The sequence below is a fragment of the Agromyces sp. Marseille-P2726 genome (genome assembly GCF_902809835.1).
In the GTDB taxonomy this organism is placed as follows: Bacteria; Actinomycetota; Actinomycetes; order Actinomycetales; family Microbacteriaceae; genus Agromyces.
The window spans coordinates 495,282-520,321 of sequence record NZ_CADDWM010000015.1 but is presented as its reverse complement, the minus strand read 5'-3'; the positions used below and the strand labels follow the sequence as shown (position 1 = coordinate 520,321).

Below are 25,040 nucleotides of genomic sequence, written 5' to 3'. Positions count from 1 at the left end.
CCGCGGTCAGCCGCGCGCGATCGCCCGACCCGCCGCGCGGCCGGTGAAGAGGCATCCACCGAGGAAGGTGCCCTCGAGCGCTCGGTAGCCGTGCATGCCCCCGCCGCCGAACCCCGCCGCCTCACCGACCGCATAGAGCCCGGGCACGGGCGATCCGTCGGCGCCCAGAGCGCGCGAGTCGAGGTCGGTCTGGATGCCGCCGAGGGTCTTGCGCGTGAGCAGGTGCAGCTTCACCGCGATGAGGGGCCCTGCCTTCGGGTCCAGGATGCGGTGCGGCGTCGCGACGCGGATGAGCCGGTCGCCGCGGTACCTCCGGGCTCCGCGAACGGCGGTGAGCTGCAGGTCCTTCGAGAACTCGTTGTCGAGCTCCCGGTCGCGAGCGACGATCTCGCGCTCGATGTTGTCGGTGTCGATCGGCACGTCGGCGGAGAGCGCGCGCATGCCGTCGAAGAGCTCGGGGAGCGTGTCCGCGACGACGAAGTCGACCCCGTGCTGCTTGAACGCCTCGACCGGCGAGGGCGCGCCGGATCCGAGCCGGTCGGCGAGGAGCTTCAGGTCCTTGCCGGTGAGGTCGGGGTTCTGCTCACTGCCCGAGAGCGCGAACTCCTTCTCGATGATCCGCTGCGTCAACACGAACCACGAGTGGGCGTGACCGGTGGCCACGATGTGCTCCAGGGTGCCGAGAGTGTCGAACCCGGGGAAGAGGGGGACGGGCAACCGGCGACCCTCGGCGTCGAACCAGAGCGAAGAGGGGCCGGGTAGGATGCGGATGCCGTGCGACGGCCAGACCGGATCCCAGTTCGTGATCCCCTCGGTGTAGTGCCACATCCGGTCGCCGTTGACGAGCCGCGCGCCGGCGCGCTCGGTGATGGGCAGCATCCTTCCGTCGACGTGGGCGGGCACGCCCGAGAGCAGCTCTTCGGGCGCCGCCCCCATGCGGACCGGCCAGAACTCACGCACCAGCTCGTGGTTTCCCCCGATGCCACCGGATGCCACGACCACCGCCGGCGCGCGCAGGTCGAACTCGCCGACCGGGTCGCGATTGCTCGGCTCGCCCCGCTGTGCGGTATCCGAGGCCAGGACTGCGCCTCGCACCCCGACGACCGCACCCGATTCGACCACGAGTTCATCGACGCGGTGGCGGTGCAGGATCTCAACCAGCCCAGCGGCGGCGCCTGCCTCGACCTTCGCGATGAAGGGAGCGAGCACGCCTGGCCCTGTTCCCCAGGTGATGTGGAAGCGCGGGACGGAGTTGCCGTGCCCGATGGCGTTGTAGCCGCCACGCTCGGCCCACCCCACGATGGGGAAGAACCGCACCCCCTTCTCCCGGAGCCATGCGCGCTTCTCGCCGGCGGCGAACGCGAGGTACGCCTCGGCCCAGCGACGACCCCATTCGTCCTCGTCGCGATCGAACCCGGCGGTTCCCGCCCAGTCCTGGCGGGCGAGATCGAGGGAGTCCTTCACACCCATGCGTCGCTGCTCGGGCGAGTCGATGAGGAACAGGCCGCCGAACGACCAGTGCGCCTGTCCGCCGAGGCTGGCCTCGGGCTCCTGCTCGACGATGAGGATCCGCTTGCCCGCCTCGACGAGCTCTGCGGCAGCCACGAGGCCGGACAGGCCGGCGCCAACGACGATGGCGTCGGGCACAGGACGGGATGCGGGGGTGGCGGCCACGTGGACTCCTTTGTCTCGGGGTGGTGTTCCGTCTGCTCAGTCTTCGAACGTGTTGACCATCGCGAAGGCCGCCCGTTGCAGGTAGTCCCACAGCGTCTGCTCGGCGAGCGGCGGCAGGTCCAGGGAATCGAGGGCCGCGCGCATGTGCGCCAGCCAGCGATCGCGAGCGTCGGGATTGACCTTGAACGGCTGGTGGCGCAACCGGAGCCGAGGGTGGCCGCGCTGCTCGCTGTACGTGGTCGGTCCGCCCCAGTACTGCTCGAGGAACATCGTGAGCCGTTCGGCGGCCGGCCCCAGATCCTGCTCGGGATACATGGGCTTCAGCACGGGGTCGTCGGCCACGCCGCGATAGAACTCGGCCACGAGCCGCTCGAACGTCGGACGGCCGCCGACGGTCTCGTAGAACGACGGTTCGATCATGCGGTGCCCCCACCGGCCGGCGGCTTGGGTGCCCGTTGCAGGCGACGCACGGGCTTCGCCGTCTGGCCGGGTGCCCGTCCGTGATCGTCGACGACCTCGCTGGGCGCGGTCTTCGGCGGTTTCGCGCCCTTCACCCGGGTGGCGCCGTCGAAGCCCGTCAGGATGACACTCGACAGGCTCGGCAGCTTGAGGCCCATCGCGTCCAGCGACCGCTTGAGACGGGTACGAAGCTCGCGGGCGACGTCGTCCTTCGAGGAGGTGCGCACCTTCATGACGATGCGGACCACCATGGCTCCATCGGCGATCGACTCGAGGCCCCAGACCTCGGGCTTCTCCAGCACCCGCGAGCGCCACTTGCCCGACTGGGCCATCTCGACGGCGGTCCGCAGCATCTCGGCCTCGACGGCCTCGACATCGGCCTCGTACGGAACCGCGAGGTCGAGGATGACGCGCGCCCACCCCTGCGACATGTTGCCGACGCGCAGGATCTCGCCGTTGCGCACGAACCAGAGGGTGCCGTTCACGTCGCGCACCTTGGTGATGCGGATCTGCACCTCCTCGACAATCCCCGTGGCCGGACCGAGGTCGACGACATCACCCACGCCGAGCTGGTCTTCGACCACCATGAAGAGGCCGTTCAGCACGTCCTTCACGATGTTCTGCGCACCGAAGCCGAGGCCGGCGCCGATCGCCGCAGAGAGGAGCGCGAACGAGCCGAGGATCGTCGGATCGATGACGTTCACGATCATGAGCGTCACGATGATGAAGAGGGTGACGTTCACCACGTTCCGCAGCACGGTGCCCAGCGTGCGGGTGCGTTGCACGACGCGCACCGCTGCCAGCGGCGACGCCTGCAGCGCCTGCGTGTCGGTCACATCCTGCTTGCGCTTCACTCCGGTCACGACGCGGTTGACCACGCGCTCGATGACGAAGTGCAGGATCCAGCGGATGAGGAACGCGATCGCGATGATCACGGCGATCGCGACGAGCTTGCCGACGATGATGCCCCAGTTGTCTGCCCAGAACTGGGCGATCTGCGCCCAGAAGTCGGGGTCGAGCGGCGCCTCGGGGGGTACCTCTGCGGGGAACATGTTGTGAGAGTCTACTGAGCCGCAGCCGAGAGCTCGCTGGCATCGCGGGCGCGCGCCGCGAGCGCGCGCTCGAGCTCGTCGACCTGCTCCGACACGAGCCGGTGCAGCGGTGCCGGCTCGGGATTCGCTGCCAGCCACGCACGTGCCACCGCGGCGAGCTCCTCGGAGACGAGCGGTGACGGGAAGAGTCGCGAGACCACCAGCGAGGCCATGGTGAAGCTGCGCTCCTCCCACACCGATTGCAGTCGTTCGAAGTAGTCGGCGACGGTCGAGGCCAGCAGCTCGGGTGCCGTCGTGCGTCGCCAGCCCTCGGCGATCGCGCGGGCCATGTCGTTCGAGAGGCTCGCCTCGGTGACGACGCGCCGCCACGCGGCATCCTTCACCGCCTGGTCGGGTCGTGCCGCTCGCGCGGTCTCGGCAAGCTGCCGACCCTTCGCGGTGTCGTCGAGGGCGAGTGCCGCATCGATCTCCTCGTCGGATGCCGCGCCGAGGGTCGCTCTCGCGATGACGATCTCCCAGCGGAGGTCGAGATCGACCTCGAGCCCGTCGAGCCCGATCGAGCCGTCGAGGATGCTGCCGAGCACGTCGGCGTGCGCCTGCGACGCGGCGATCCTCGTGAACGCCTTCATGAACTGCAACTGCGCGTCGGAACCGGGCTCCGCCAGCTCGGTGAGCGCCCATACTGCGTCGCCCGTCTCGACGGCGAGCCGCTCGCGGTGGTCGTCGGCGAGGTAACGACTGATCGCGAGCTCGAGCCGGCCGAGCGCGAGTCCTCGGGCCGCCGAACTGGTCTCGTGGCCGATGCTGCCGAGCACGAGCCGCACGTAGTCGGTTGCCGCAAGCTCGGCGTCGCGCACGGCATCCCACGCCGAACCGAGCACGACGGCACGCGCCACGGAATCGCGGAGCATGCCGATGTGGGCCACCGCAGTGGCGAACGACTCGTCGTCGAGGCGCACCTTGGCGTAGGTGAGGTCGTCGTCGTTCACCAGCAGGAGGTCGGGCCTCGGAACGCCGATGAGACCCGAAACGTCGGTGACGGGCCCGTCGACGTCGAGCTCGACCCGATGGGTGCGCACGAGCGCGCCGGTCGGATCCGTCGAATAGCAGCCGATGGCGAGGCGATGGGGTCGCAGCGTCGGATGCGTCGGGCTCGCCGTCTGTTCGACGCGGGCTGCGGTGATCATGCCCGCGGCGTCCGTGTCGACGACGGCGCGCAGCGTGTTGACCCCGGCGGTCTCGAGCCACTGTTCGGACCAGTGCGTGAGCTCGCGCCCGCTCGCCCGTTCGAGCTCGTCGAGCAGGTCGCGCAGGGTGGCGTTGCCACCCGCATGGGCGGTCAGGTAGGCGCCCACCCCGCGCTGGAACGCCTCGAGACCGACCCAGGCGACGAGTTGCTTCAGCACCGAGGCGCCCTTGTCGTAGGTGATGGCGTCGAAGTTCACCTCGACGCCGGCGAGGTCGTCGATGTCGGCGACGATCGGATGCGTCGAGGGCAGCTGGTCCTGTTCGGCGGCGTGCGTCTTCTCATCGCTCGCGAAGGTCGCCCAGACGCCCGTGAACTCGGTCACCCGGGAGGTCGCGAGCGTCGACGCCCACGTGGCGAACGACTCGTTGAGCCACAGGTCGTTCCACCACTTCATGGTGACCGAGTTGCCGAACCACATGTGCGAGAGCTCGTGCAGCACGACGATGGCCCGTTGCTCGCGCCGGGCGTCCGAGACTCGCGAGCGGAACAGGTACGACTCGTTGAAGGTCACCGCGCCGACGTTCTCCATCGCGCCCCAGTTGTACTCGGGCACGAAGATCTGGTCGTACTTGCCATACGGGTACGGCACGCCGAACGCCTGCTCGTAGAACGCGAGTCCGGCCTGCACGGTCTCGAACATCACCTCGGGCTCGGCGTACTGCGCGAGCGAGGCCCGGGTGAACAGGCCGAGTGGCACATCGCGACCGTCGATGCTGCGCGCCGTTCCGTGCCACGCCGCATACGGCCCGGCGATGAGCGCGACGATGTAGCTGGAGATGACCGGTCCGGTCTCGAACGCCCAGGTGGCCGCAACCGGCGTGCGTGTCGTCGACGCGGCCGCGACGGGCATCGGATCGGGCGTCGGGGCGTTGCTGAGAACCTGCCAGTGCGCCGGGGCGGTGACGGTGAACCGCACGGCGGCCTTGAGATCGGGCTGGTCGAACACCGCATACACGCGATTGGCCTCCGCCACGGCGAACTCGGTGTAGAGGTACACCGCCTCGTCGACGGGATCGACGAAACGGTGCAGGCCCTCGCCGGTGTTGGTGTAGCGAGCATCGGCGACCACGTGCAGCACGTTCTCAGCCTCGAGGCCGTCGAGCCGGATGCGGGTGCCGTCGGCGACCACCGCGGGATCGAGCGACCGCCCGTTGAGGGTCAGCTCGTGGATCTGCTCACTGCAGGCCTCGATGAACGTCGAGGCGCCCGGCGTCGCGCGGAACCGCACGGTCGTGTCGCTGCGGAACCGCTCGTCGTCGCCGGTGAGGTCGAGCCTCACCTCGTACTCGGGTGCGCTGATCGTGGCGGCGCGTTCCTCGGCCTCGAGTCGGGTGAGGTTCGCTGCTGGCATCCATGGTCCTTCGTGTCGGTGTGCCCAGCAAGCCTACGACGGTCGCCCGCCGGCTCGTGTCGGATCGTCACCGCGCGGGCCGCTCGGGTGAGAGGAGCCCGTGCTCGTACGCCAGGATGACGAGGTGCACCCTGTCGCGGGCGTCGAGCTTCTGCAGGATGCGGCCGACGTGGGTCTTCACCGTCGACTCCGAGAGGTGGAAGCGCGCTGCGAGCTCGGCGTTGTTCAATCCCTCGGCGATCGCGACGAGGATCTCGCGTTCGCGAGGGGTCAGCACGCTGAGGCGGGTCGACCGCGCCGAAGGTGCGCCCTCCTGGGCCGGCAGGTCGTCGGCGAAGAGTTCGATCATGCGTCGGGTGATGCGCGGCGCGAGGGTCGCCTCACCAGCGTGCACCGTTCGGATGGCCGCGGTGAGCTCCTGCGGGCGAACGTCCTTCAGGAGGAAGCCGCTGGCTCCAGAGCGGATGGCGGCGAACGCGTACTCGTCGAGGTCGAACGTCGTCAGCACGATGACGCGCGGACCGCGTTCCACCGCCGTGACGGCCTCGGTCGCGGCGATCCCGTCGACGCCGGGCATGCGCACGTCCATGAGCATCACGTCGATCGCGGTGGCGCGCGCGAGCTCGATCGCGAACGCGCCATCCCCGGCCTCCCCGACCACCTCGAAGTCGGGTTCCGCCTCCAGGACCATGCGGAAGCCGGTCCGGACGAGCGCCTGGTCGTCGACGATCGCGATTCGGATGCCGCGTTCGCGGTCGTTCATGCGTCTCCTCTCCTGCGATCGGGGGTGCCCTTCAGGGCGGCGGCGAGCCGCCAGCCACCGGCGGGCCGGGGCCCGGCTTCGAGCGTTCCGCCGTACAGTGCCACGCGCTCGCGGAGCCCGGCGAGACCTCGGCCTGCGCCCGTCATCCGAGTCGCGGGGTGCACCGCGTCGTCCTCGATCACGATGGTCACGACCTCGTCGACGTGCTCGATGCGGACGTCGACATGCTGCGCTCCTGCGGCATGACGCAGCGCGTTCGTCAGGCCCTCCTGGACCACTCGATAGACGGCGAGCTGCAGCGTCGGTTCGGTGATCGGAGGACCCGTCGTCGAGAGACGCACCGGCAGCCCCGCGTCGCGGAAGCCGTCGACGAGTGCCGGGATCGCCGCGACATCGGGCTGCGGCGAACGTTCGGCTGCGGCATCCCCCGGTGCGGTCAGCACCCCGAGCATTCGTCGCATCTCGCCGAGTGCGTCGCGCCCCGCGTCGGCGACGTTGCGCATCGCGTCCGCGGCCCGTTCCGGGTCGCTCGTGGCGGTCGCGGCGGAGCCCTCGGCGAGGGTGATCATCACCGTCAACCCGTGCGAGACGATGTCGTGCATCTCGCGGGCGATGCGCGCCCGCTCCATCGCCGCGGCCAACTCCGCCTGCTGGTCGCGCTCTCGGGCCAGGTCGTGTGCCCGTGCGATGAGCGCATCGAGATAGCGGCGGCGGTTGCCCACAGTCACGCCGATGAGGGTCGCGATGAGCATGAACACGGCGAACGTGACCGACGACCCCGTCGCATCGAAGTCGAACGGCTCGACGACGACGGCGCTGCGCAGCCGCACGGAGAGGAAACTCGCCGCCGCCCCGACAGCGACGGAGACGCCGTAGCCGATCCATGCCGCCCGCGATGACGAGTACACCGCGAGCGCATAGAGGCTGAAGAGGATGGCCAGCGTGTCGATCGATCCGGTGGGCGCCGAGACGATGCACGCGAGCCACGCCAACCCGAGCACCAGCCAGGGGTGCGTTCGCCGGAACAGTGCCAGTCCGAGTCCCGCCCCGAGGGCCACGGCCGCGTTGGCCACCGCCAGCCACACCGGGAGCCCGAGCTGGATGGTCGTCGCGACCGTGCCGATCACGGTCGGCACCGCGTAGATCGCGGCGATGAGCGCGTCGGTGAGCCGCGGGTGGCGCGACCAGAACTGGCGGATGACCCCGGGCGCCTTCGGCAGGCGCAGTTCGCCCCCGGCCACCCTGTCCGGGTGGTCGGGGGCGAGCCGCGACTGGGTCATGGACAGGACTCTACGCGTCGCGTTTCGTGAGGAGCACCGCCGCCCCGGTGGCCGAGGCTGCGACCCAGCCGAGCACGACGAGCAGGCTCTGCCACGCGCCCATCGAGTCGCCACCCGTCATGCTCTCGGGCGCGAACATGCTCGTACCGGCGTCCGACAGCAGGTACGGGACCACGGACTGCGCCCAGTCCGCGGGGATCATCTGGAGCACGACCGGGACGACCAGGATGAGCGCGAGCACGATGCCGATGCCGCCCGCACTGGAGCGCACCATGGTGCCGACGCCGAGTGCGAACACCGCCAGGAGCGCGAGGTAGAGAGCTGCGCCCAGCAGCGGCATGAAGACGTCGGAGTCCGTGATGCTCGCCGAGAGGCCGTACCCCGAGTAGACCGCCGTCGAGACGAAGTACGCGCCCACGGTGGACACGACGCCCACGACGAACGTGGCGACGAACAGCACCGCCGCCTTCGCCGCGAGGGCCGGCAACCTGGTCGGAACGGCGGCCAGCGTCGAGCGGATCATTCCCGTGCTGTACTCGCCGGTGACGACGAGGACACCGAGCACGGCGACGACCAGTTGGGCGAGGTAGACCCCGAACACCGAGGATTGCACGAACAGCTCGGTCTGCGCGGCATCCGGCATTCCCCTGGCGTCCATTTCGCCGCCCATGCCGTTCGCGATGGTGAGCGACATGACGAGGGCCATGCCGAGCGTGAGCACGATCACGAAGAGGTACGACCAGACGGTCGAGCGCAGCGTTCGCAGCTTGATCCACTCCGAGCGGAGCACGCCGGCGAAGCCGAGTCGGGTCTGCTGGGGCCCGAGCCGGTGGGAATGTGTGGTGGTCCGGGTCATGGTGCTCATCGGAGTGCCTCCGTACGGTATTCGACGGCGTCGGCCGTGAGGGCCATGTAGGCCTCCTCGAGCGACGCGTTCATGGGGGTGAGTTCATGGATGGCCAGGGAGTGCCGGGCGGCCAGGTCCCCGATGCCGGATGCCTCGAGGCCCGTGACCTCGAGGACGCCCGACTCGGCGCGCATGACCGTCACGTCCGGGCCGGCGAGCAGGTCGGCGAGCTGCGACGCGTGCGGCGAGCGCACCCGGACGCGGGAACGGGTGCCACCGGCGATGACCTCGGCGACCGGGGCATCCGTGATGAGGCGTCCCTTGCCGAGCACGATGAGGTGGTCGGCAGTGAGCGCCATCTCGCTCATGAGGTGCGACGACAGGAAGATCGTGCGCCCCTCGGCAGCCAGGTTGCGGACGAGCCGGCGCACCCACAGCACTCCCTCGGGATCGAGCCCGTTGACGGGTTCGTCGAGGATGAGCGTGGCCGGGTCGCCGAGCAGCGCGGCGGCGATGCCGAGGCGCTGGCCCATGCCGAGCGAGAATCCGCCCACGCGCTTGCGCGCAACGGATTCCAGCCCGGTGAGCTCGATGACCTCGCGCACCCGCTGCCGGGCGATGCCGTGCGTGGCGGCCATGGCGAGGAGATGGTTCTCGGCGGTCCGTCCGGTGTGCACGGCCTTGGCATCGAGCAGCGCACCGACCTCGTGGAGCGGGGCCCGGTGCTCGGCGTACCGCCGACCGTTGACCATGGCGCGCCCGGCGGTCGGCCGGTCGAGCCCCACGATCATGCGCATCGTGGTGGACTTGCCGGCACCGTTCGGGCCGAGGAAGCCCGTGACCCGGCCGGGCTGCACGGTGAAGTCGAGGTGGTCGACGGCGGTCTTCTCGCCGAACCGCTTGGTGAGTCCTTCTGCAGTGATCATGGCTTCGAAGCTACGGATGCCGCGAAGCCGCCACATCGGCCCGCAGAACGGTCTCGGGGCGGCGGGCAGTGGTACCGGGGTACCACGCCCGCCGCCCCGTGGGACGACGGTCGGCTACGCCTCCTGCGCGTCGCGCTCCTGCGCAGCGAGGGCGCGGTCGATCCCGGCGAGTCGCTCGATCACCAGGCGTCGCAGCGCGGGCACGTCGGGATGCGTGTCGAGCCAGGCGCGGCTGGCGTCGGCGAGTGCCCGGTTGGCGAGCGGCGACGGGTAGAGGCCGTCGACGAGCTTCTCGGCGATCGCGTAGCTGCGCTCCTCCCAGACGCGCTCCAGCATGTCGAAGTAGCGGTCGACGAACGGCTCGAGCAGTGCCGGGTCGTTCGCCCGGAGGAACCCCTCGGCGGTCTCGCGCACGACGGTGTTCGTCGCCGTGTCGACGTCGATGAGCGACGCCCACGCGCGCTCCTTGCCCTCGGGCGTCTGGATGGCGGCGCGGGCGTGCGCGGCCGACTGCTGGCCGGTCGCCGTGTTGTCGCTGGCGAGGCGTTCGTCGATCTCGGGGTCACCAGCGCGTCCGGCCGCGACCAGGGCGATGAGCAGCTCCCACCCGAGGTCGGTGTCGATGGCGAGACCCTCGAGTGCGAGCGAGCCGTCGTAGAGGGCGGCGAGCTCGTCGACGTGCGATCCTGCCTCGGCGATGGCGGCGAAGTTCGTGACGAACTGGAACTGCGCGTCGCTGCCGGGTGCCGCCTCCCGCGCGAGCTGCCAGAACCCATCGGCCAGTTCCCGGCGCGCCTCGGCGCGGCGCTCGGGAGCGACGTAGGCGCTCGCAGCCATGACGGCGTTGGCGAGCACGATCCGCAGCGTGGTCGACTCGGTCTCGCTCGCGATGTTCCCGAGCACGAGGGCGAGGTAGTCGCTGGCGCGGGTCTCGGCATCACGCGTGGCATCCCACACCGAACTCCACACGAGCGCGCGCGCCAGCGGGTCCTCGATGTCGGAGAGGTTCGCGAGGGCGACCCCGTGCGACGCCTCGTCGAGGCGGATCTTCGCGTAGGCGAGGTCGTCGTCGTTGAGCAGGACGAGGTCGGGGCGCGGCAGGCCGACGAGCTCGGGGACCTCGGTGCGCTCGCCGTCCACGTCGAGCTCGACCCGGTGGTCGCGCACGAGCTTGCCGTCGCGGAGGTTGTAGAACCCGATCGCCAGGCGGTGCGGACGGATCGTCGGATGCTCGTCGGTTGCCGACTGCAGCACGGCGAACGAGGTGATCGTCGCCGCCTCCTGCTCGTCGAGCTCCGTCGAGACGGCGATCTCAGGACGGAGCGTGTTGACGCCGGCCGTCTCGAGCCAGAGCCCCGACCAGTCCGAGAGGTCGCGACCGCTCGAGACCTCGAGCTCGGCGAGCAGGTCGGCGAGCGTGGTGTTGCCCCACTGGTGCTTCCTGAAGTACGCCGAGACCCCGGTGAAGAACGCGTCGATTCCCACCCATGCCACGAGCTGCTTCAGCACCGACCCGCCCTTGGCGTACGTGATGCCGTCGAAGTTGACCAGTACGTCTTCCAGGTCGTTGATCGTGGCGACGATCGGATGCGTCGAGGGCAGTTGGTCCTGACGGTAGGCCCAGCTCTTCTCCATGGCGTTGAAGGTGGTCCAGGCGTTGGTCCACTCGGTCGCCTCGGCGGTGGCGATGGTCGACGCCCACTCGGCGAAGGACTCGTTCAGCCAGAGGTCGTTCCACCACTTCATGGTCACGAGGTCGCCGAACCACATGTGGGCGAGCTCGTGCAGGATCGTGACGACGCGGCGTTCGCGCACGGCATCCGTCACCTTCGACCGGAACACGTAGAACTCGGTGAACGTGACTGCGCCGGCGTTCTCCATGGCGCCCGCGTTGTACTCGGGCACGAACATCTGGTCGTACTTCTCGAACGGGTACGGGATGCCGAACTTCGACTCGAAGTACTCGAACCCCTGCTTGGTCTTCTCGAAGATGTAGTCGGCGTCGAGGTACTCGGCGAGGCTCTTCCGGCTGAACACCCCGAGCGGGATCGTGCGGCCGTCGGAGCTCGTCAGTTCGTCGCGGACCACGTGATAGGGCCCGGCCACGAGCGCGGTGATGTAGCTCGAGATGCGCGGGGTCGGCGCGAACGCCCAGGTCTTTGCGCCGTCGTGAGCGTCGACCGGATCGGGGGTCGGGGAGTTCGACACGACCTCCCAGTGCGCGGGAGCGGTGACCGTGAAGCGGAACGACGCCTTCAGGTCGGGCTGCTCGAAGACGGCGAACATGCGGCGCGAGTCGGGAACCTCGAACTGGGTGTAGAGGTACACCTCGTCGTCGACCGGGTCGACGAAACGGTGCAGGCCTTCGCCCGTGTGCATGTACCTTCCGTCGGCGACGACGACGAGTTCATTCTCGTCGGCGAGCCCGTCGAGCTGGATCCGCACGCCGTCGCTCACCTGGGCCGGGTCGAGGGAACGGCCGTTGAGGGTCACCGAGTGCACCGCTGCGGTGATCGCGTCGATGAAGGTCGAGGCGCCCTCCTGCGCAGCGAACCGCACGGTGGTCGTCGACCGGAAGACCTCGGGACCGGTCGTGACGTCGAGCACGACGTCGTAGTCGTGCACCGTCACGAGCGCAGCGCGCTCCTCGGCTTCGATGCGGGTGAGGTTCTCTCCTGGCACGTGCGCTCCTTCGCGGTCATCGATGCGGCTCGTGGCCGCAGGCAACGGGTTCCAGCCTAGACCCGCCGTCGGGCCGATTCGCGGGGTCGGACGGATGCCGCGAGCGGATGCGCGGTCACACCGCAGACCGCGTTTGACCGGGTCGGGGCGCGGTCCTACCGTGGCCACCATGAGGTCCACGGATTCCGCGGCCCCGACCGCTGAGCGATACCGGGTGTTCGGCGAGGTCGAGGCGCGTGGAATGTCTGGGGTCTACGAGGGATGGGCTCTCGGCGTCGCCGACGACCCCGAGACGATCGGGCTGATCGATCAGCTGCCCTCGCCGAAGCGCCAGCCGAACCTCGTGTTCTCGGCGGCGAGGTTCCAGGGGGCGCCCGCCGGTCCGTACCATCTCTTCCGGGATTGGCTCCACGACCACTGGCTCGAGGTGCGGGCCACGGCGCTCACGCATGCGACCCAGACGAACGAGGCCGCGCGGTGCGCCCTGCACGTGCCGGCGCTCGCGGGGCTCGTGGGCCCGCTCGCCCTGCTCGAGGTGGGCGCGTCGGCAGGGCTGTGCCTGTATCCCGATCGCTACAGCTATCGGTACACGGGGCATCCTCGGCTCGACCCCGCGAGCGGCCCCAGCCCGGTCGTCCTCGATTGCGCCGTCACCGGACCGGTGCCCGTACCCGACCGCCTTCCCGAGGTCGTGTGGCGGGCCGGCATCGACCTGAACCCGCTCGATGTGCGGCATCCCGACGACGTGGCGTGGCTGGAGGCCCTCATCTGGCCCGAACACGACGACCGCCGCGCTCGCCTGCAGGCCGCTGCAGCGATCGCCGCCGCCGACCCGCCGCTTGTCGTCGCCGGCGACCTCGACGAGCAGCTCGACGCCGTCGCAGCGGAGGCGCCCTCCGACTCGACCCTCGTCGTGTTCCACACGGCGGTCCTCATGTACCTCGACGAGGCCCACCGTGCTCGATTCGCCGAACACGTGCGCCGCCTCCCCGGGCACTGGCTCTCGGTCGAGTCCCGCACCGTGAGCCCCGGCATCCGTGTACGCGACGACGTGCCCAACGAGAGCTCCGATCTCGTGCTCGCCCTCGACGGCGTGCAACTCGCTTGGGCGCAGCCGCACGGCCGCGGCATCCGCTGGGTGCCCGATCCCTAGACTTGGCCCATGCGCATCCACATCGCGACCGATCACGCCGGCCTCGAGTTCAGCCGCACGCTCGTCGACCACCTGACCAACGGCGGGCACGAGGTCGTCGATCACGGCCCGGCCGAGTACGACCCGGTCGACGACTACCCGGCCTTCTGCATCAACGCCGCGCTCGGAGTCGCGCGTGATCAGGCCGCGGGCATCCACACCCTCGGCATCGTCTTCGGCGGGTCGGGCAACGGCGAGCAGATCGCTGCGAACAAGGTGCACGGCATCCGGGCAGCCCTCGTCTGGAGCATGGACACCGCGATCCTCGCCCGCCAGCACAACGACGCGAACGTCATCTCCATCGGCGCGCGGCAGCACACTGTCGAAGAAGCCATCCGGTACATCGACGCCTTTATCACCGAACCCTTCTCGGGCGACGAGCGGCACGTGCGGCGCATCGCGCAAATCGCCGAGTTCGAGGCGACCGGCGACATCGTCGGCAAGGGCGTCGACACCTCCGCCCTCCCGCCATCGCAGCGAGCGGTCGGCCCGGCCGCGGCCGAGGCGTAAGGCGTCCGATGCCCGAGGGACATTCCGTCCACCGCATCACCCGCCAGTTCGACCGGAACTTCGTCGGGCAGGTCGTGCGGGCCTCCAGCCCGCAGGGCCGATTCGCCGAGGGGGCGGCGCAACTCGACGGTCGTCGGATGACGGACGCCCGCGCCGTGGGCAAGCAGATGTTCCTCGGCTTCGAGGGCGACCGCTGGCTGCGGGTGCACCTCGGCATGTACGGTGCGTGGGACTTCGCCGGCGACATCCGGATGGACGCGACCATCGCATCCGCGAACGGGCGGATGGGCCAGACGAACCAGAGGGGGACGTTCCTCACCGGGCCGAATCCCGATGCAGTCGTGTTCGACAGCGCGGGCGAGAATTCGCTCGCCTCGATCGGTGCTCCCAGGCGAACCCGGCTGCGTATGTCGGAGGCCGAGACCGAGGGCAACGCCCTCGAGTCGTTCCCGCCCGAGCCGATCGGGCAGGTTCGGGTGCGCCTGCTCACCGAGAGGGTGGTCGCCGACCTGCGCGGTCCGACCGCCTGCGAGGTGCTCGACCCGGCGCAGGTCGAGCAGGTCGTGGCCAGGCTCGGCCCCGACCCGCTGATCGACGACGGGCCCGAGGCGGAGGATCGCTTCGCGCAGGCGGTGCTGAAGACGGCGACGCCCATCGGGCTGCTCCTCATGGACCAGTCGGTGGTCGCCGGCATCGGCAACGTCTACCGCGCCGAGCTCCTGTTCCGCGCCCGACAGAACCCCCACACCCCCGGGAAGCGGGTGCCCGAGGAGCACGTGCGCCACCTGTGGCGCGACTGGGCGAAGCTCCTGCGCATCGGCGTCGAGACCGGCCAGATGATGACGATGGACGACCTCGACGACGAGGCGTGGCGAGCGGCCATGGCCAACCGCGCCGACCGGCACTGGGTCTACAAGCGCGAGGGGCTGCCCTGCCGGGTGTGCGGCACGAACATCGTCATGGAGGAGCTCGGCGCACGCAAGCTCTACTGGTGTCCGTACTGCCAGGCCTGATGGTCAGGCGACGTCGTCGGGCAGCGACCGGTGCTCGCCGGGCACGCGGCGTGGCTTCGGAATGAGGAGCCCGAGCACCGCCGCCACGACGGCCGCGATGAGGCCGATCGTGAACGTGAGGTCGAATCCGGCGCGCGTGGGCACCTGCAGTCCCTCGAACTCGACCGCGGTCGCCGCGAGTACGGCCCCCATCACCGCGGCGGCCCCGCTCGTTCCGAGTGAGCGCATGAGCGCGTTGAGGCCGTTCGCGGCCCCCGTCTCCGTCGCCGGCACCGCGTGCATGATGAGGATCGGCATCGCCGCATAGCCGAGCCCGATCCCAACGCCGATGACGGCGTTCACCAGCATGATCTGCCAGACCTGCGTCGAAGCGACCAGCGCCAGCGAGTACGCCACGATGATGGCACCCGCGCCGGAGACCAGGAGGGACTTCCCGCCGAATCGACGATTCAGTCGGGCGGCGACCGGCGACATCCCCATCATCACGAGTCCGGCGGGCATGAGCACGATGCTGGCCGCGAGCAGCGAGAGACCGAGTCCCACGCCGCTGGCGACCGGGAGCTCGAGCAGTTGCGGCAGGTTGACGTTCGACGAGAAGAACGCGAACCCCATGGCGATGGACGCGAGGTTCGTGATGAGCACCGGCGGGCGTGCCGCCACGCGAAGATCGACCAGCGGATCCGCGACGCGGAGCTCGTACCAGCCCCAGACGACCAGCACGGCCATGCCGCCGAGCCCGAACCCCAGCGTGGCCGGAGAGGTCCAGCCCCAGGCATTGCCCTGCGCGATGGCGAGGAGGACGCCCGAGAGCCCGATGGAGAGCCCGATCACGCCCGGCACATCCAATCGGCCGGGTGCACGCAACGTGCTGACCGGCACGACCGAGGCGATGAGCACGAACAGCACCAGGCCGAGCACCGCGGACGCCCAGAAGAGCAGGTGCCAGTCGGCGTTCTCGGCGATGAGCGCACTCACGGGCAGGCCGAGCGCTCCGCCGAAGCCGAGGGTCGCGCTCACCAGGGCGACCGCACCGCCGATCCGATCCTCATGCAGGTGGTCGCGGAGGATCGCGATGCCGAGGGGAACCACTCCCGTCACCGCGCCCTGGAGCGCGCGACCGACGAGCAGCACGGGGAGCGACGTGGACGCGCCGGCGATCACGCTGCCGACGATGAGCACCGCGATCAGCGCCAGCACGATGCGGCGCTTGCCGTAGAGGTCGCCGAGCCGTCCGGCGATGGGCGTCGTCACCGCGGCCGTCAGCAACGTGACCGTCACGACCCACGCCGATGCCACCCGGCTCTCGTCGAGCAGTTCGGGCAGGTCCGCCTGGATCGGCACGACGATCGTGAACATGAACGAGGAGCACGCGCCTGCGAAGGCGAGCACGGCGACGATCGGCCAGGTCTTCGGCGTACGGCTGAGACGCTCCCGTTCGTCCCTGCTGCGCCCGACCATTCCGGCCAGCCTATCCGCGGCGGGAGGCGGCCCCGGACGGTACCGTGGAGGCATCCGATCGGAAGGACCTCGATGCGGCACAACCCCAGCTTCACCCTCGACAGCGAGGAGGGCGTGAAGCGCATCATCCGTGAGCATCCCTGGATGACGATCGTGAGCCGCACGGATGCCGCGGGCCTCGTGGCCTCCCACTACCCGGTGCTGCTCGACGAGCACGCCGACGGCATCGTGCTGCTCTCGCATGTGGGCCGACCCGACGACGAGGCGCACGAACTCGGGCGGCATGAGGTCATGGTCATCGTGCAGGGGCCCCACGGCTACATCTCGCCCGGATGGTACGACGCGGATCCCGCCGTGCCGACGTGGAACTTCGTCACCGCGCACCTCTACGGAACCCCCGAGCTGCTCGACCCGGCCGAGAACCTCCGCGTGCTCGAGGCGCTCGTCGATCACTTCGAGAGCCCGATGCCCGAGCCGAGACGCATGCGCGGAACGCCCGAGAATTCGGCGTACGCCGACCGCATCGCCCCCGGCACGGTCGGTGTGCGCATCCCGATCACCCGATTCGTCGCGAAGAACAAGATGAGCCAGAACAAGCCGGCTGCGACCGTCGATCGCATCATCGACGAGCTGGAAGCAACCGGGCCGTATTCCAACCCGTCGCTCGCCGCCGAGATGCGCCGCACGCACGAGGCGCTTCGGGCAGCCCGGGCGTGAACGGCAGGCGTCGACGGCCGACGGATGCCCCTGAGCCGCTGATCCTCGCGGGTGCGCTGCTGCCCAGCGCCACCTCGCCCGTCGACGTGCATCTCGCCGACGGCGCCGTGGCCGCCATCGTGCGCGCCGGCGCGGACGCTCGGCGGGGCGACGGCGATGCCGCGGTCCGCCGCATCGAGCTCGACGGCCGGTACGTCGTACCCGGACTCTACGACCGGCACGTGCACATGTCCCAGTGGTCGATGGTGGTGCGCCGCCACGACCTCTCGGGCATCGAGTCCGCTGCCGCGGCCGTCGCCCTCGTCGCCGGGCTCGTGGCTCGGGGCGCCGCCGAGGTCATCGGCATGGGCTACCGTGACGGACTCTGGCCCGACTCCCAGTCCCGGGCCGCGCTCGACGCCGTTTCCGGCGACGTGCCGGTCGTGCTCGTCTCGGGCGACCTGCACTCGGGCTGGGTGAACTCCGCCGCCGCGCGCCGGTACGGTTTCGACGGGATCGCCGGCCCCAGCGGCATCCTCCGCGAAGACGACTGCTTCCGGCTCACCGCCATGCTCGACGACGTCGCCGACGAGGTGCTCGACGGCTGGGTCGCCGATGCCGCCGCACGGGCCGCCGCACGAGGCGTCGTGGGCATCACCGACTTCGAGATGCGGTGGAACCGCGACGACTGGGCGCGGCGCGCCGCCCGCGACATCCGTTCGCTTCGCGTCGCCTTCGGGGTCTACACCCAGCACCTCGAACGGGCGATCGAGCATGGCCTCCGCACCGGCGACGCCGTGCCCGACACCGAAAGCCTCGTCACCGTCGGCGGGTACAAGGTCATCACAGACGGATCGCTGAACACGCGCACCGCGTGGTGCTTCGACCCCTACCCGGGCCTCGAGGGCCATGCAAATCCGTGCGGCGCCCCCAACGTCCCGCTCGACGAGCTGGTGCCACTCATGCGTCGTGCGGATGCCGCGGGCATCACGCCGGCCGTGCATGCCATCGGCGACCGCGCGAACGCGGCGGTGCTCGAGGCGTTCGAACAGGTCCGACCCTCGGGGTGGCACGGCCGGGGTGCGACCATCGAACACGCCCAGCTGCTTCGTCATCAGGATGTCGCGCGGTTCGCCGCGCTCGGCATCATCGCGAGCGTCCAGCCCGAGCACGCGATGGACGACCGTGATGTGGCCGACCGGTACTGGGCGGGCCGTACCGATCGGGCGTTCATGCTCGCCGCGCTCGCCGGCGCCGGCGTCGAACTCGCGCTCGGATCCGACGCCCCGGTCGCGCCACTCGACCCGTGGGTCGCGATCTCCGCTGCAGTCGGCCGGACTCGCGACGGGCGCGAGCCGTGGCATCCCGAGCAGGCGATCGACGCGCGCACGGCGCTGGCCGCGTCGACCGGCGGATGCGGCGCCGAGGTGGCTGTGGGTGGCCCCGCCGACATCGCGGTCGTCGAGCTCGACCCGCTCGCGGCATCCGTCGACGACCTCCGTGCGATGCCCGTTGCCGCGACGCTGCTGGGCGGGCGCTTCACTCACTCCCTGCTCGAGTAGCGGCCTGACGAAACCGGTCGCGCATCGGGATCCCGAGTCCGGGGGTAAACCCCCGCGCCCATCCGGGCGTGCACCGGCTGTGGCGACCGTGCGCGATTCGTGACGCTGGAACCATGCCCTCGATCTCGCGATTCCCGACTCGCCTCCGCCGACCCCGTGCGACCGCGGGCGCATTCGCCGCGATCGCCGCGGGCGCGCTCGTCGCGGTCTCCTTCGCCGGATGCGGAATCGCGGGTCCGGCCCCCGTTTCGACGGTCGGCAAGGTGGAGTTCGACCGAGCGCTCGCGATCCCGCCGCTCGCCGCATCCACGGTCGACGCCGACGGCACTCGGGTCTTCGCCCTCGAGGCCCGGGCGGGGGCGACCGAGTTCGAGCCCGGTGCGCCGAGCGAGACGTGGGGATTCAACGGCTCATACCTCGGTCCGACCCTCGTGGCCTCGCGTGGCGAACGCGTCAGGGTCGACGTCACGAACTCGCTCGACGAGGCGACCACCGTGCACTGGCACGGCATGCACCCCCCCGCCGAGATGGACGGCGGCCCCCACCAGATGGTCGAGCCGGACGCCACGTGGTCGCCCGGGTGGGCGATCGACCAACCCGCCGCGACCCTCTGGTACCACCCGCATCCGCATGGCGAGACCGAGGAGCACGTGCGGCGCGGCCTCGCCGGAATGTTCCTCCTGCAGGACGATGCCGAGGCGCAGCTCGCCCTTCCTCGCGAGTACGGCGTCGACGACATTCCAGTCATCGTGCAGGACACCGGGTTCTCTGCCGACGGCGTTCGAGAGGCGCCGCCACGCGGGTTCGCCGGCGCGCTGGGCGATGAGCTGCTGGTGAACGGCACCCGGAGTCCGTACCTCGAGGTGCGAACAGCGGCGGTGCGGCTGCGGCTGCTCAACGCCTCGACGGCCCGGACCTACGCGTTCACCTGGAGCGACGGCCGAGGGATGGAGCTCATCGCCACCGACGGAGGGCTGCTCGCGGCATCCGTCGAACTGGATCACGTCATGCTGTCGCCCGGTGAGCGGGCCGAGGTCGTGGTTCGCATGACGCCGGGGGAGCGGCTCGTGCTCCGCTCCGAGGCGTCGGCGGAGGCGGCCGGGATGATCGACGCCATCGCCGCGATGAACGGGGGCGCCGACGCCTTCGACGTGCTCGAGCTGCGTGCCGCCGACGCCCTCGACCCCTCGCCCGACGTGCCGGAACAACTCGCCGAGGTGCCGCCGGTCGAGGTCTCCGAGGTCGCGACGACGCGCACATTCCGGCTGGACGGGTTCGAGATCAACGACACCCACATGGACATGAGGCGCATCGACGAGACGGTCACGGTCGACACGACCGAGCGCTGGGTCGTCGAGAACACGAGCCAGATGCCCCACAGCTTCCACGTGCACGACGTGCAGTTCCGGATCGCATCGATCGACGGCACGCCGCCCCCGCCGGAGCTCGCCGGATGGAAGGACACCATCTTCGCGGCCCCCGAGACCGAGTTCGAACTGATCCTGCGCTTCGAGGACTACGCCGATCCCGACACCCCGTACATGTACCACTGCCACCTGCTGTGGCACGAAGACCAGGGCATGATGGGCCAGTTCGCCGTCGTCGAACCGGGCCGGTCTGCCACCATGACAGGAGGAACCCACCATGAGCACTGACACCGTGCCGACCGACGCCCCCACTCCGAACGTGAGCCCACCGATGACGAACGAGACCACGACGAGCACGACGGATGCCCCGCGCCCGCGCCGCGGGTACGGCGCCCTCTGGGCGAGCGTCCCGCGCGAGTTCGCGTTCCTCATCCTGACCATGCCGATCGCGATCGTCGGCCTGGCCCTGCTCGCGAGTGTGTTCTTCACGGGACTCGGCCTGATCTTGATCGTGTTCGGCATCTTCATCGTGGTGGCCGCGATGTTCATCGCTCGCGGGTTCGGCACGCTCGAGCTCGTGCGTCTGGAATGGGCCGGACGGCCGCCCGTTCGCCGACCGGCGTGGGACCATGCCGATCGCAACCAGGGCTTCTGGCGCACGATGTTCGCGCCGTTCATCGACGGCCACTACTGGCTGTACCTGCTGCACGGGCTCATCATCAACCCGATCGTGAGCATCATCACGTGGTCGATCACCGTCGCGTGGACCTCGGTCGCGCTCGGCGGGGTCACCGGGTGGATCTGGGAGCGGTACATCCCGAACGAGGGTCGCCAGGTGTGGTTGAGCGAGGTCGTGCTCGACTGGCTGCTCCCGGGCGAGGGAGTCGATCTCGACGTGTCGGTTTCGGAGCCGATCTTCCATTTCATCGTCGGCGTGATCTTCCTCCTGACGCTCCCGCTCGTGTTCCGCGGGCTGACCATGCTGCATGACGTCATCGCCCGCGGCGTGCTGGGCGCATGGCGCTCCGAGGCGCTGGCCGTCGAGGTCGCCCAGCTGTCCGCGTCGCGCGGCGCCGCGGTGCAGGCCGAGGATGCCTCGTTGCGGCGCCTCGAGCGAGACATCCACGACGGTCCGCAGCAGCGCCTCGTGCGTCTGCAGATGGACCTGGCGACCATCGAGCGCCGGCTCGAGCACGACCCCGACTCGGCGCGCACCCTCCTCGTCGAGGCCCGAGATCAGGCGCGAGAGACACTCGACGAGCTGCGGGCCCTGTCACGCGGATTCGCACCCCCGATCCTGCAGGACCGCGGCCTCGCGGTCGCCCTCGAGTCGCTTGCGTCGCGGAGCCCGGTACCCGTGATCGTCGAGGTCGAGCTGACGGATGGCCCGTTGCCGGCACCGATCGAGCGGAACGCGTACTTCATCGCCGCCGAGCTCCTCACGAACGCGGCGAAGCACTCCGGAGCCACCGGGATCCGTCTCCGCGTCGGCACCCGCGGAACGGCGGAGACCGGCCACTGGATCGACGTCTGGGTCACCGACAACGGCCGCGGCGGCGCGACGCGCACCCCCGGCCACGGCCTCGCCGGTCCCGACGAGCGCGTGCAGGGACTTCGGGGCATCCTCGTCATCGACAGTCCCGTCGGCGGGCCGACGGTGATCGGTGCGCACCTGCCGTACGTTCCGCTCGCGGCATCCGGCGCCTGACGGGCCCGCCGCTAGGGTGGGGGCATGACCGATGCCCCCCGCGGCCCCCTGCGAATCGTGCTCGCCGAGGATTCGGTGCTGCTGCGCGAGGGGCTCGTGCGGTTGTTCGACGAGGCGGGGTTCGAGACGGTGGCCGCCTATGGTGACGCCGATGCACTGCTCGCCGAGATCGAGCAGACCCGGCCCGATCTGGCGGTGCTCGACGTGCGCATGCCGCCCACCTTCCGCGACGAGGGCGTGCGTGCGGCGATCGAGCTGCGTCGGCGGATGCCGCAGCTCGGCGTCCTGCTGTTGAGCCAGTACGTCGAGGGCACCTACGCGCACGAACTGCTCTCGTCGGGCGAGGGCGGAATGGGCTACCTGCTGAAGGACCGGGTCGCGTCGCTCGATGATCTCGAGGATGCGGTCGAGCGAGTGAGCGAGGGCGGGACCGTGCTCGACCCGCAGGTGGTCCGTGAGCTGCTGTCCCGGCGCAGCGACCCGCTCGCCACGCTGACGCCCCGCGAGCGCGAGGTCATGGAGCTCATGGCCGAGGGCCGCACCAACGCCGGCATCGCGAAGCAGCTGTACATCGGCGTCGGTGCCGTGGAGAAGAACGTGACCTCGATCTTCCAGAAGCTCGGCCTCGAGGACTCGGGCACCGACCACCGCCGAGTGCTCGCCGTGCTCACCTGGCTGCAGCGCTAGTCGTCAGGCTTCAGTCGGCCGACGTTCGCCGAAGCGGTTCGTGCTCAGCCCATGAACGCAGGTAGAGCCGGTAGCCGCGGGCGAGGCTGCCTGCGAACAGGGCGAGCGCGACGACGGCCCCGATGGCGACGGCCACCCACGCGAACACCCCGAGTGCAAGGGCGAGGCTGCCGGCGAACAGACCAGCAACCACGGCGGTGACGACGGTGATGACCATCATCGAGCTCGCGAGCACCTGGCTCTGACCGCGCGGGAAGAAGTAGTGGTAGGTGCGCTCGGCGCCGGCACGGTCGTCGTTCGGCGACATGAGCAGGTACGGGGCGAGCCCCGGATCCAGGTCGAGGTACGCGCCTCGAAGGCGGTTCATCGCCACGACGTACATCAGGTCCTCCGTGGCCGTGTTGTACACGCGGAGCTGGGTCACCAGTCCGAGCAGCATGAGCAGGAGCAGCACTCCGAGCGCGGCCACGCCGAACCAGCCGCGGAATTGCGTCGCATTGCCGAGCACGCCGAGCGTCACCAGGCCCGCCGAGACGAGGGTCAGGAAGATGGCGATCCGCGTGAGCACCTCGCTCTGCGTCGTCGATCGCGACGCGAGCAGGCTCCAGTGCTCGGTCGCGAGCATCTGGGCGCGGAGCGACTTCTGGGCGTCGGTGAGGCCTGCGCCGTCATCCTCGCGGGACGAGTCGGGCCCGGATGCATCCGCCGTCATAGCGGCATTCTGCACCCGGGCCCGTCAGCCCGCTACGGCGCCTACTTCTTCGCGATGTGCGAGAACAGGAACCAACGGTCCTTGTCGAGACCGCGCCGGATCTCGATGACGACGTCCTGGCTCGGCGGATCGAGCTCCTCGAGTCCCTCGATGGCCTCGTTGACCCGCTCGGTCGCGCGGTCGATCTGCGCCACGACGTCGGCGATCGCCTCGTCGTACGGCTGGAAGCCCAGCTGCGGGTTCACGGCCCCGCTCTTGTCGGAGACGGACTTCAGGCGGCCGTCGACCGGGAGCCCCAGCGCCACGACCCTCTCGGCCGCGAGGTCGGCCCACTCCTGGGCGTGCGCGACGACCTCGTCGAGGAGTTCGTGCACGGCGATGAAGTTCACGCCGCGCACATGCCAGTGCGCCTGCTTGCCGTTGACCGCGAGTGCGATGAGCTCCTGCACGACGGGCGTGAGAAACTGGGCGACGCCTGAGGCGACGTCGGCTTCGGTGCCCTTCGGCGCCTTCGGACTCCTGGCTGCGGCCTTGGTGTCGGACTTGGTATCGGTCATCGTGCGTCCACCTTTCCCTTTGGCGTGCGTCTGTTCTCCACGCTACGCGGTCACTTCCACTTGCCCGCCTGCTGATCGCCGATGTGCCCGGGTGCGGTCGCCGCGAGCACACGCTCCACGAAGGCGGCGTACTCCTCCATGTAGTGGCGCAGGAAGGCCGCGGAGTCCTCATTGCTCACGTCGCCGTCGGCCCCGTAGACGTCGGGCTCGAACTTGATGTAGACCTCGGGGGAGTTCAACTGCGGGGCATCCAGGAAGCTCAGGACACTCCGCATCGACGACTGCATCACGGCGGTGCCGATGTTGCCGCCGGATGCACCGACGATGCCGGTCGGCTTCCGGGCGAAGGAGTTGGTACCCCAAGGCCGGGAGCCCCAGTCGATCGCGTTCTTCAGTGCGCCGGGGATCGATCGGTTGTATTCGGGGGAGACGAAGAGGATGCCATCGGATGCCTCGATCGCCTGCTTCAGCGCTTGAGCTTCAGGTGGGTAGGCCGCGTCGTAGTCCTGACTGTAGAGGGGAAGGTTCCCGATCGGGATCTCGGTGAACTCGAGTTCCGGCGGCGCGAGCTTGATGAGCGCCTTGGAGAGGGTTCTGTTGATGGACGTCGACGAGAGGCTTCCGACGAAGTACCCGATCTTGAAGGTGGACATCGCGTGCTCCTTCCGCCCGATTCGGGCGTGACGGCCCGGCGCGTGGATCGCACCGGCGGTGACGCGTCCCGCATCCGTCTCGGACACTCCACCGTAGGCAGGCCGCCGGATCGGTCGCCAGACCTTGCAATTCGTTCGCTCCGGTCCATGCGGCGCCTCGCCGGCGGTACCGTCGGGTGATGGGCAGGACGGATCGGGCGAGTCTTCTCATCCACGTCGACCCCGACGTCGTGTACGCCGCCTTGACCGATCGTGAAGCGCTGCTCAAGTGGCTGCCCCCGAAGGGCATGCTGGGCAGGTTCGAGCGATTCGACCTTCGCGACGGCGGCTCGTTCCGCCTGGTGCTGACCTACGAGGATGCATCCGACGCTCCAGGCAAGACCTCTGCTGACTCCGACGTGTCGGACGTCCGTATCTCCCGGATCATCCCTGGCCATCGAATCGTGCAGGACATCGACTTCGAGTCCGACGACCCCGCGCTTCAGGGGACCATGCGGATGGAGTGGCTGCTGCACGCCGCAGACGAGGGGACCGTCGTCGAGGTCCTGGCGACCAACGTCCCGGCGGGTATTCGCGCGCGCGACCACGCCGAAGGGATCATGTCGTCGCTGGCGAACCTCGCGGCATACCTCGAGCCATGAG

22 protein-coding genes are annotated in these 25,040 nt (G+C 69.8%); 9 read left to right on the top strand and 13 right to left on the bottom strand.

Annotated features, from left to right (window positions below):
* Positions 1-6: 6 nt before the first annotated feature.
* The 9 genes from HUS56_RS15080 to pepN (HUS56_RS15040) all read right to left on the bottom strand — a co-directional run bounded on the left by HUS56_RS15080 (position 7) and on the right by pepN (HUS56_RS15040) (position 12,283).
* Positions 7-1,674, bottom strand: coding sequence for an FAD-binding dehydrogenase (locus HUS56_RS15080; protein ID WP_254431480.1), 1,668 nt, complete (start codon positions 1,672-1,674; stop codon positions 7-9).
* 36 nt (positions 1,675-1,710) lie between these two features.
* Complete coding sequence (locus tag HUS56_RS15075) at positions 1,711-2,094, bottom strand: globin (protein ID WP_305792494.1); 384 nt, start codon at positions 2,092-2,094, stop codon at positions 1,711-1,713.
* On the bottom strand, positions 2,091-3,185 hold the full coding sequence (locus tag HUS56_RS15070; RefSeq protein WP_173924225.1) for a mechanosensitive ion channel family protein: 1,095 nt from the start codon (positions 3,183-3,185) through the stop codon (positions 2,091-2,093). Before HUS56_RS15070 ends, HUS56_RS15075 begins: the two co-directional genes overlap by 4 nt.
* A gap of 11 nt (positions 3,186-3,196) precedes the next feature.
* Positions 3,197-5,785, bottom strand: a complete 2,589-nt coding sequence (gene pepN / locus HUS56_RS15065) for an aminopeptidase N (RefSeq protein WP_173924224.1) — start codon at positions 5,783-5,785, stop codon at positions 3,197-3,199.
* Positions 5,786-5,852: 67 nt separating this feature from the next.
* The gene (locus tag HUS56_RS15060; RefSeq protein WP_173924223.1) at positions 5,853-6,548 is read right to left on the bottom strand and encodes a response regulator transcription factor; all 696 of its coding nucleotides are present in this window, start codon (positions 6,546-6,548) and stop codon (positions 5,853-5,855) included.
* Positions 6,545-7,828, bottom strand: a complete 1,284-nt coding sequence (locus tag HUS56_RS15055; protein ID WP_173924222.1) for a sensor histidine kinase — start codon at positions 7,826-7,828, stop codon at positions 6,545-6,547. The genes HUS56_RS15060 and HUS56_RS15055 overlap by 4 nt, the downstream gene beginning before the upstream one ends.
* A 10-nt stretch (positions 7,829-7,838) precedes the next feature.
* Positions 7,839-8,684: an ABC transporter permease gene (locus HUS56_RS15050; RefSeq protein ID WP_173924221.1), complete on the bottom strand. Its 846-nt coding sequence runs from the start codon at positions 8,682-8,684 to the stop codon at positions 7,839-7,841.
* Between the two features lie 5 nt (positions 8,685-8,689).
* Positions 8,690-9,601, bottom strand: a complete 912-nt coding sequence (locus HUS56_RS15045) for an ABC transporter ATP-binding protein (protein WP_173924220.1) — start codon at positions 9,599-9,601, stop codon at positions 8,690-8,692.
* A 114-nt stretch (positions 9,602-9,715) separates the two neighbouring features.
* Complete coding sequence (gene pepN / locus HUS56_RS15040) at positions 9,716-12,283, bottom strand: aminopeptidase N (protein WP_173924219.1); 2,568 nt, start codon at positions 12,281-12,283, stop codon at positions 9,716-9,718.
* A gap of 169 nt (positions 12,284-12,452) precedes the next feature.
* On the opposite strand from pepN (HUS56_RS15040), the gene HUS56_RS15035 reads away from it, so the two are divergent.
* Genes HUS56_RS15035 through HUS56_RS15025 form a run of 3 tightly spaced genes read left to right on the top strand, consistent with a single transcriptional unit; the run spans position 12,453 to position 14,998 of the window.
* On the top strand, positions 12,453-13,436 hold the full coding sequence (locus tag HUS56_RS15035) for a DUF2332 domain-containing protein (RefSeq protein WP_173924218.1): 984 nt from the start codon (positions 12,453-12,455) through the stop codon (positions 13,434-13,436).
* A 9-nt stretch (positions 13,437-13,445) separates the two neighbouring features.
* The gene (locus tag HUS56_RS15030; protein ID WP_173924217.1) at positions 13,446-13,985 is read left to right on the top strand and encodes a ribose-5-phosphate isomerase; all 540 of its coding nucleotides are present in this window, start codon (positions 13,446-13,448) and stop codon (positions 13,983-13,985) included.
* A gap of 8 nt (positions 13,986-13,993) precedes the next feature.
* A complete protein-coding gene (locus HUS56_RS15025; RefSeq protein WP_173924216.1) occupies positions 13,994-14,998 on the top strand; it encodes an Fpg/Nei family DNA glycosylase in 1,005 nt (334 codons plus the stop codon).
* A 3-nt stretch (positions 14,999-15,001) separates the two neighbouring features.
* Here HUS56_RS15025 and HUS56_RS15020 read toward each other — a convergent pair whose 3' ends face one another.
* Positions 15,002-16,456, bottom strand: a complete 1,455-nt coding sequence (locus HUS56_RS15020) for an MFS transporter (protein WP_173924215.1) — start codon at positions 16,454-16,456, stop codon at positions 15,002-15,004.
* Between the two features lie 72 nt (positions 16,457-16,528).
* On the opposite strand from HUS56_RS15020, the gene HUS56_RS15015 reads away from it, so the two are divergent.
* The 5 genes from HUS56_RS15015 to HUS56_RS14995 all read left to right on the top strand — a co-directional run bounded on the left by HUS56_RS15015 (position 16,529) and on the right by HUS56_RS14995 (position 22,476).
* Complete coding sequence (locus HUS56_RS15015) at positions 16,529-17,173, top strand: FMN-binding negative transcriptional regulator (protein ID WP_173924214.1); 645 nt, start codon at positions 16,529-16,531, stop codon at positions 17,171-17,173.
* Complete coding sequence (locus HUS56_RS15010) at positions 17,170-18,714, top strand: amidohydrolase (protein WP_254431479.1); 1,545 nt, start codon at positions 17,170-17,172, stop codon at positions 18,712-18,714. The genes HUS56_RS15015 and HUS56_RS15010 overlap by 4 nt, the downstream gene beginning before the upstream one ends.
* Positions 18,715-18,827: 113 nt before the next feature.
* Complete coding sequence (locus tag HUS56_RS15005) at positions 18,828-20,369, top strand: multicopper oxidase family protein (RefSeq protein WP_173924213.1); 1,542 nt, start codon at positions 18,828-18,830, stop codon at positions 20,367-20,369.
* Positions 20,359-21,789 carry a sensor domain-containing protein gene (locus HUS56_RS15000; RefSeq protein ID WP_254431478.1) on the top strand — a complete coding sequence of 477 codons (1,431 nt, stop codon included), beginning with the start codon at positions 20,359-20,361 and terminating at the stop codon, positions 21,787-21,789. Before HUS56_RS15005 ends, HUS56_RS15000 begins: the two co-directional genes overlap by 11 nt.
* A gap of 24 nt (positions 21,790-21,813) precedes the next feature.
* Positions 21,814-22,476, top strand: a complete 663-nt coding sequence (locus HUS56_RS14995; protein WP_173924212.1) for a response regulator transcription factor — start codon at positions 21,814-21,816, stop codon at positions 22,474-22,476.
* A gap of 10 nt (positions 22,477-22,486) precedes the next feature.
* Here HUS56_RS14995 and HUS56_RS14990 read toward each other — a convergent pair whose 3' ends face one another.
* The 3 genes from HUS56_RS14990 to HUS56_RS14980 are packed head-to-tail and all read right to left on the bottom strand — an operon-like array spanning position 22,487 to position 24,398.
* Positions 22,487-23,188: a hypothetical protein gene (locus HUS56_RS14990; protein WP_173924211.1), complete on the bottom strand. Its 702-nt coding sequence runs from the start codon at positions 23,186-23,188 to the stop codon at positions 22,487-22,489.
* 41 nt (positions 23,189-23,229) lie between these two features.
* On the bottom strand, positions 23,230-23,745 hold the full coding sequence (locus HUS56_RS14985; RefSeq protein ID WP_173924210.1) for a Dps family protein: 516 nt from the start codon (positions 23,743-23,745) through the stop codon (positions 23,230-23,232).
* A gap of 50 nt (positions 23,746-23,795) precedes the next feature.
* Entirely contained in the window at positions 23,796-24,398 is a 603-nt protein-coding gene (locus HUS56_RS14980; protein ID WP_173924209.1) for an NADPH-dependent FMN reductase, read from the bottom strand.
* A gap of 179 nt (positions 24,399-24,577) precedes the next feature.
* Here HUS56_RS14980 and HUS56_RS14975 point away from each other — a divergent pair, with 179 nt between their 5' ends.
* Positions 24,578-25,039, top strand: coding sequence for an SRPBCC domain-containing protein (locus HUS56_RS14975; RefSeq protein ID WP_173924208.1), 462 nt, complete (start codon positions 24,578-24,580; stop codon positions 25,037-25,039).
* Position 25,040 lies beyond the last annotated feature (1 nt).

Coding starts and splice junctions, on each gene's coding strand:
- HUS56_RS15005 (WP_173924213.1), top strand. CDS start 18,828: ATGCCCTCGATCTCGCGATTCCCGACTCGCCTCCGCCGACCCCGTGCG.
- HUS56_RS15030 (WP_173924217.1), top strand. CDS start 13,446: ATGCGCATCCACATCGCGACCGATCACGCCGGCCTCGAGTTCAGCCGC.
- HUS56_RS15000 (WP_254431478.1), top strand. CDS start 20,359: ATGAGCACTGACACCGTGCCGACCGACGCCCCCACTCCGAACGTGAGC.
- HUS56_RS15055 (WP_173924222.1), bottom strand. CDS start 7,828: ATGACCCAGTCGCGGCTCGCCCCCGACCACCCGGACAGGGTGGCCGGG.
- HUS56_RS15020 (WP_173924215.1), bottom strand. CDS start 16,456: ATGGTCGGGCGCAGCAGGGACGAACGGGAGCGTCTCAGCCGTACGCCG.
- HUS56_RS15015 (WP_173924214.1), top strand. CDS start 16,529: ATGCGGCACAACCCCAGCTTCACCCTCGACAGCGAGGAGGGCGTGAAG.
- HUS56_RS14990 (WP_173924211.1), bottom strand. CDS start 23,188: ATGACGGCGGATGCATCCGGGCCCGACTCGTCCCGCGAGGATGACGGC.
- pepN (WP_173924224.1), bottom strand. CDS start 5,785: ATGCCAGCAGCGAACCTCACCCGACTCGAGGCCGAGGAACGCGCCGCC.
- HUS56_RS15025 (WP_173924216.1), top strand. CDS start 13,994: ATGCCCGAGGGACATTCCGTCCACCGCATCACCCGCCAGTTCGACCGG.
- HUS56_RS15050 (WP_173924221.1), bottom strand. CDS start 8,684: ATGACCCGGACCACCACACATTCCCACCGGCTCGGGCCCCAGCAGACC.
- HUS56_RS14995 (WP_173924212.1), top strand. CDS start 21,814: ATGACCGATGCCCCCCGCGGCCCCCTGCGAATCGTGCTCGCCGAGGAT.
- HUS56_RS15045 (WP_173924220.1), bottom strand. CDS start 9,601: ATGATCACTGCAGAAGGACTCACCAAGCGGTTCGGCGAGAAGACCGCC.
- HUS56_RS15060 (WP_173924223.1), bottom strand. CDS start 6,548: ATGAACGACCGCGAACGCGGCATCCGAATCGCGATCGTCGACGACCAG.
- HUS56_RS15075 (WP_305792494.1), bottom strand. CDS start 2,094: ATGATCGAACCGTCGTTCTACGAGACCGTCGGCGGCCGTCCGACGTTC.
- HUS56_RS15035 (WP_173924218.1), top strand. CDS start 12,453: ATGAGGTCCACGGATTCCGCGGCCCCGACCGCTGAGCGATACCGGGTG.
- HUS56_RS14980 (WP_173924209.1), bottom strand. CDS start 24,398: ATGTCCACCTTCAAGATCGGGTACTTCGTCGGAAGCCTCTCGTCGACG.
- HUS56_RS15070 (WP_173924225.1), bottom strand. CDS start 3,185: ATGTTCCCCGCAGAGGTACCCCCCGAGGCGCCGCTCGACCCCGACTTC.
- HUS56_RS14975 (WP_173924208.1), top strand. CDS start 24,578: ATGGGCAGGACGGATCGGGCGAGTCTTCTCATCCACGTCGACCCCGAC.
- HUS56_RS14985 (WP_173924210.1), bottom strand. CDS start 23,745: ATGACCGATACCAAGTCCGACACCAAGGCCGCAGCCAGGAGTCCGAAG.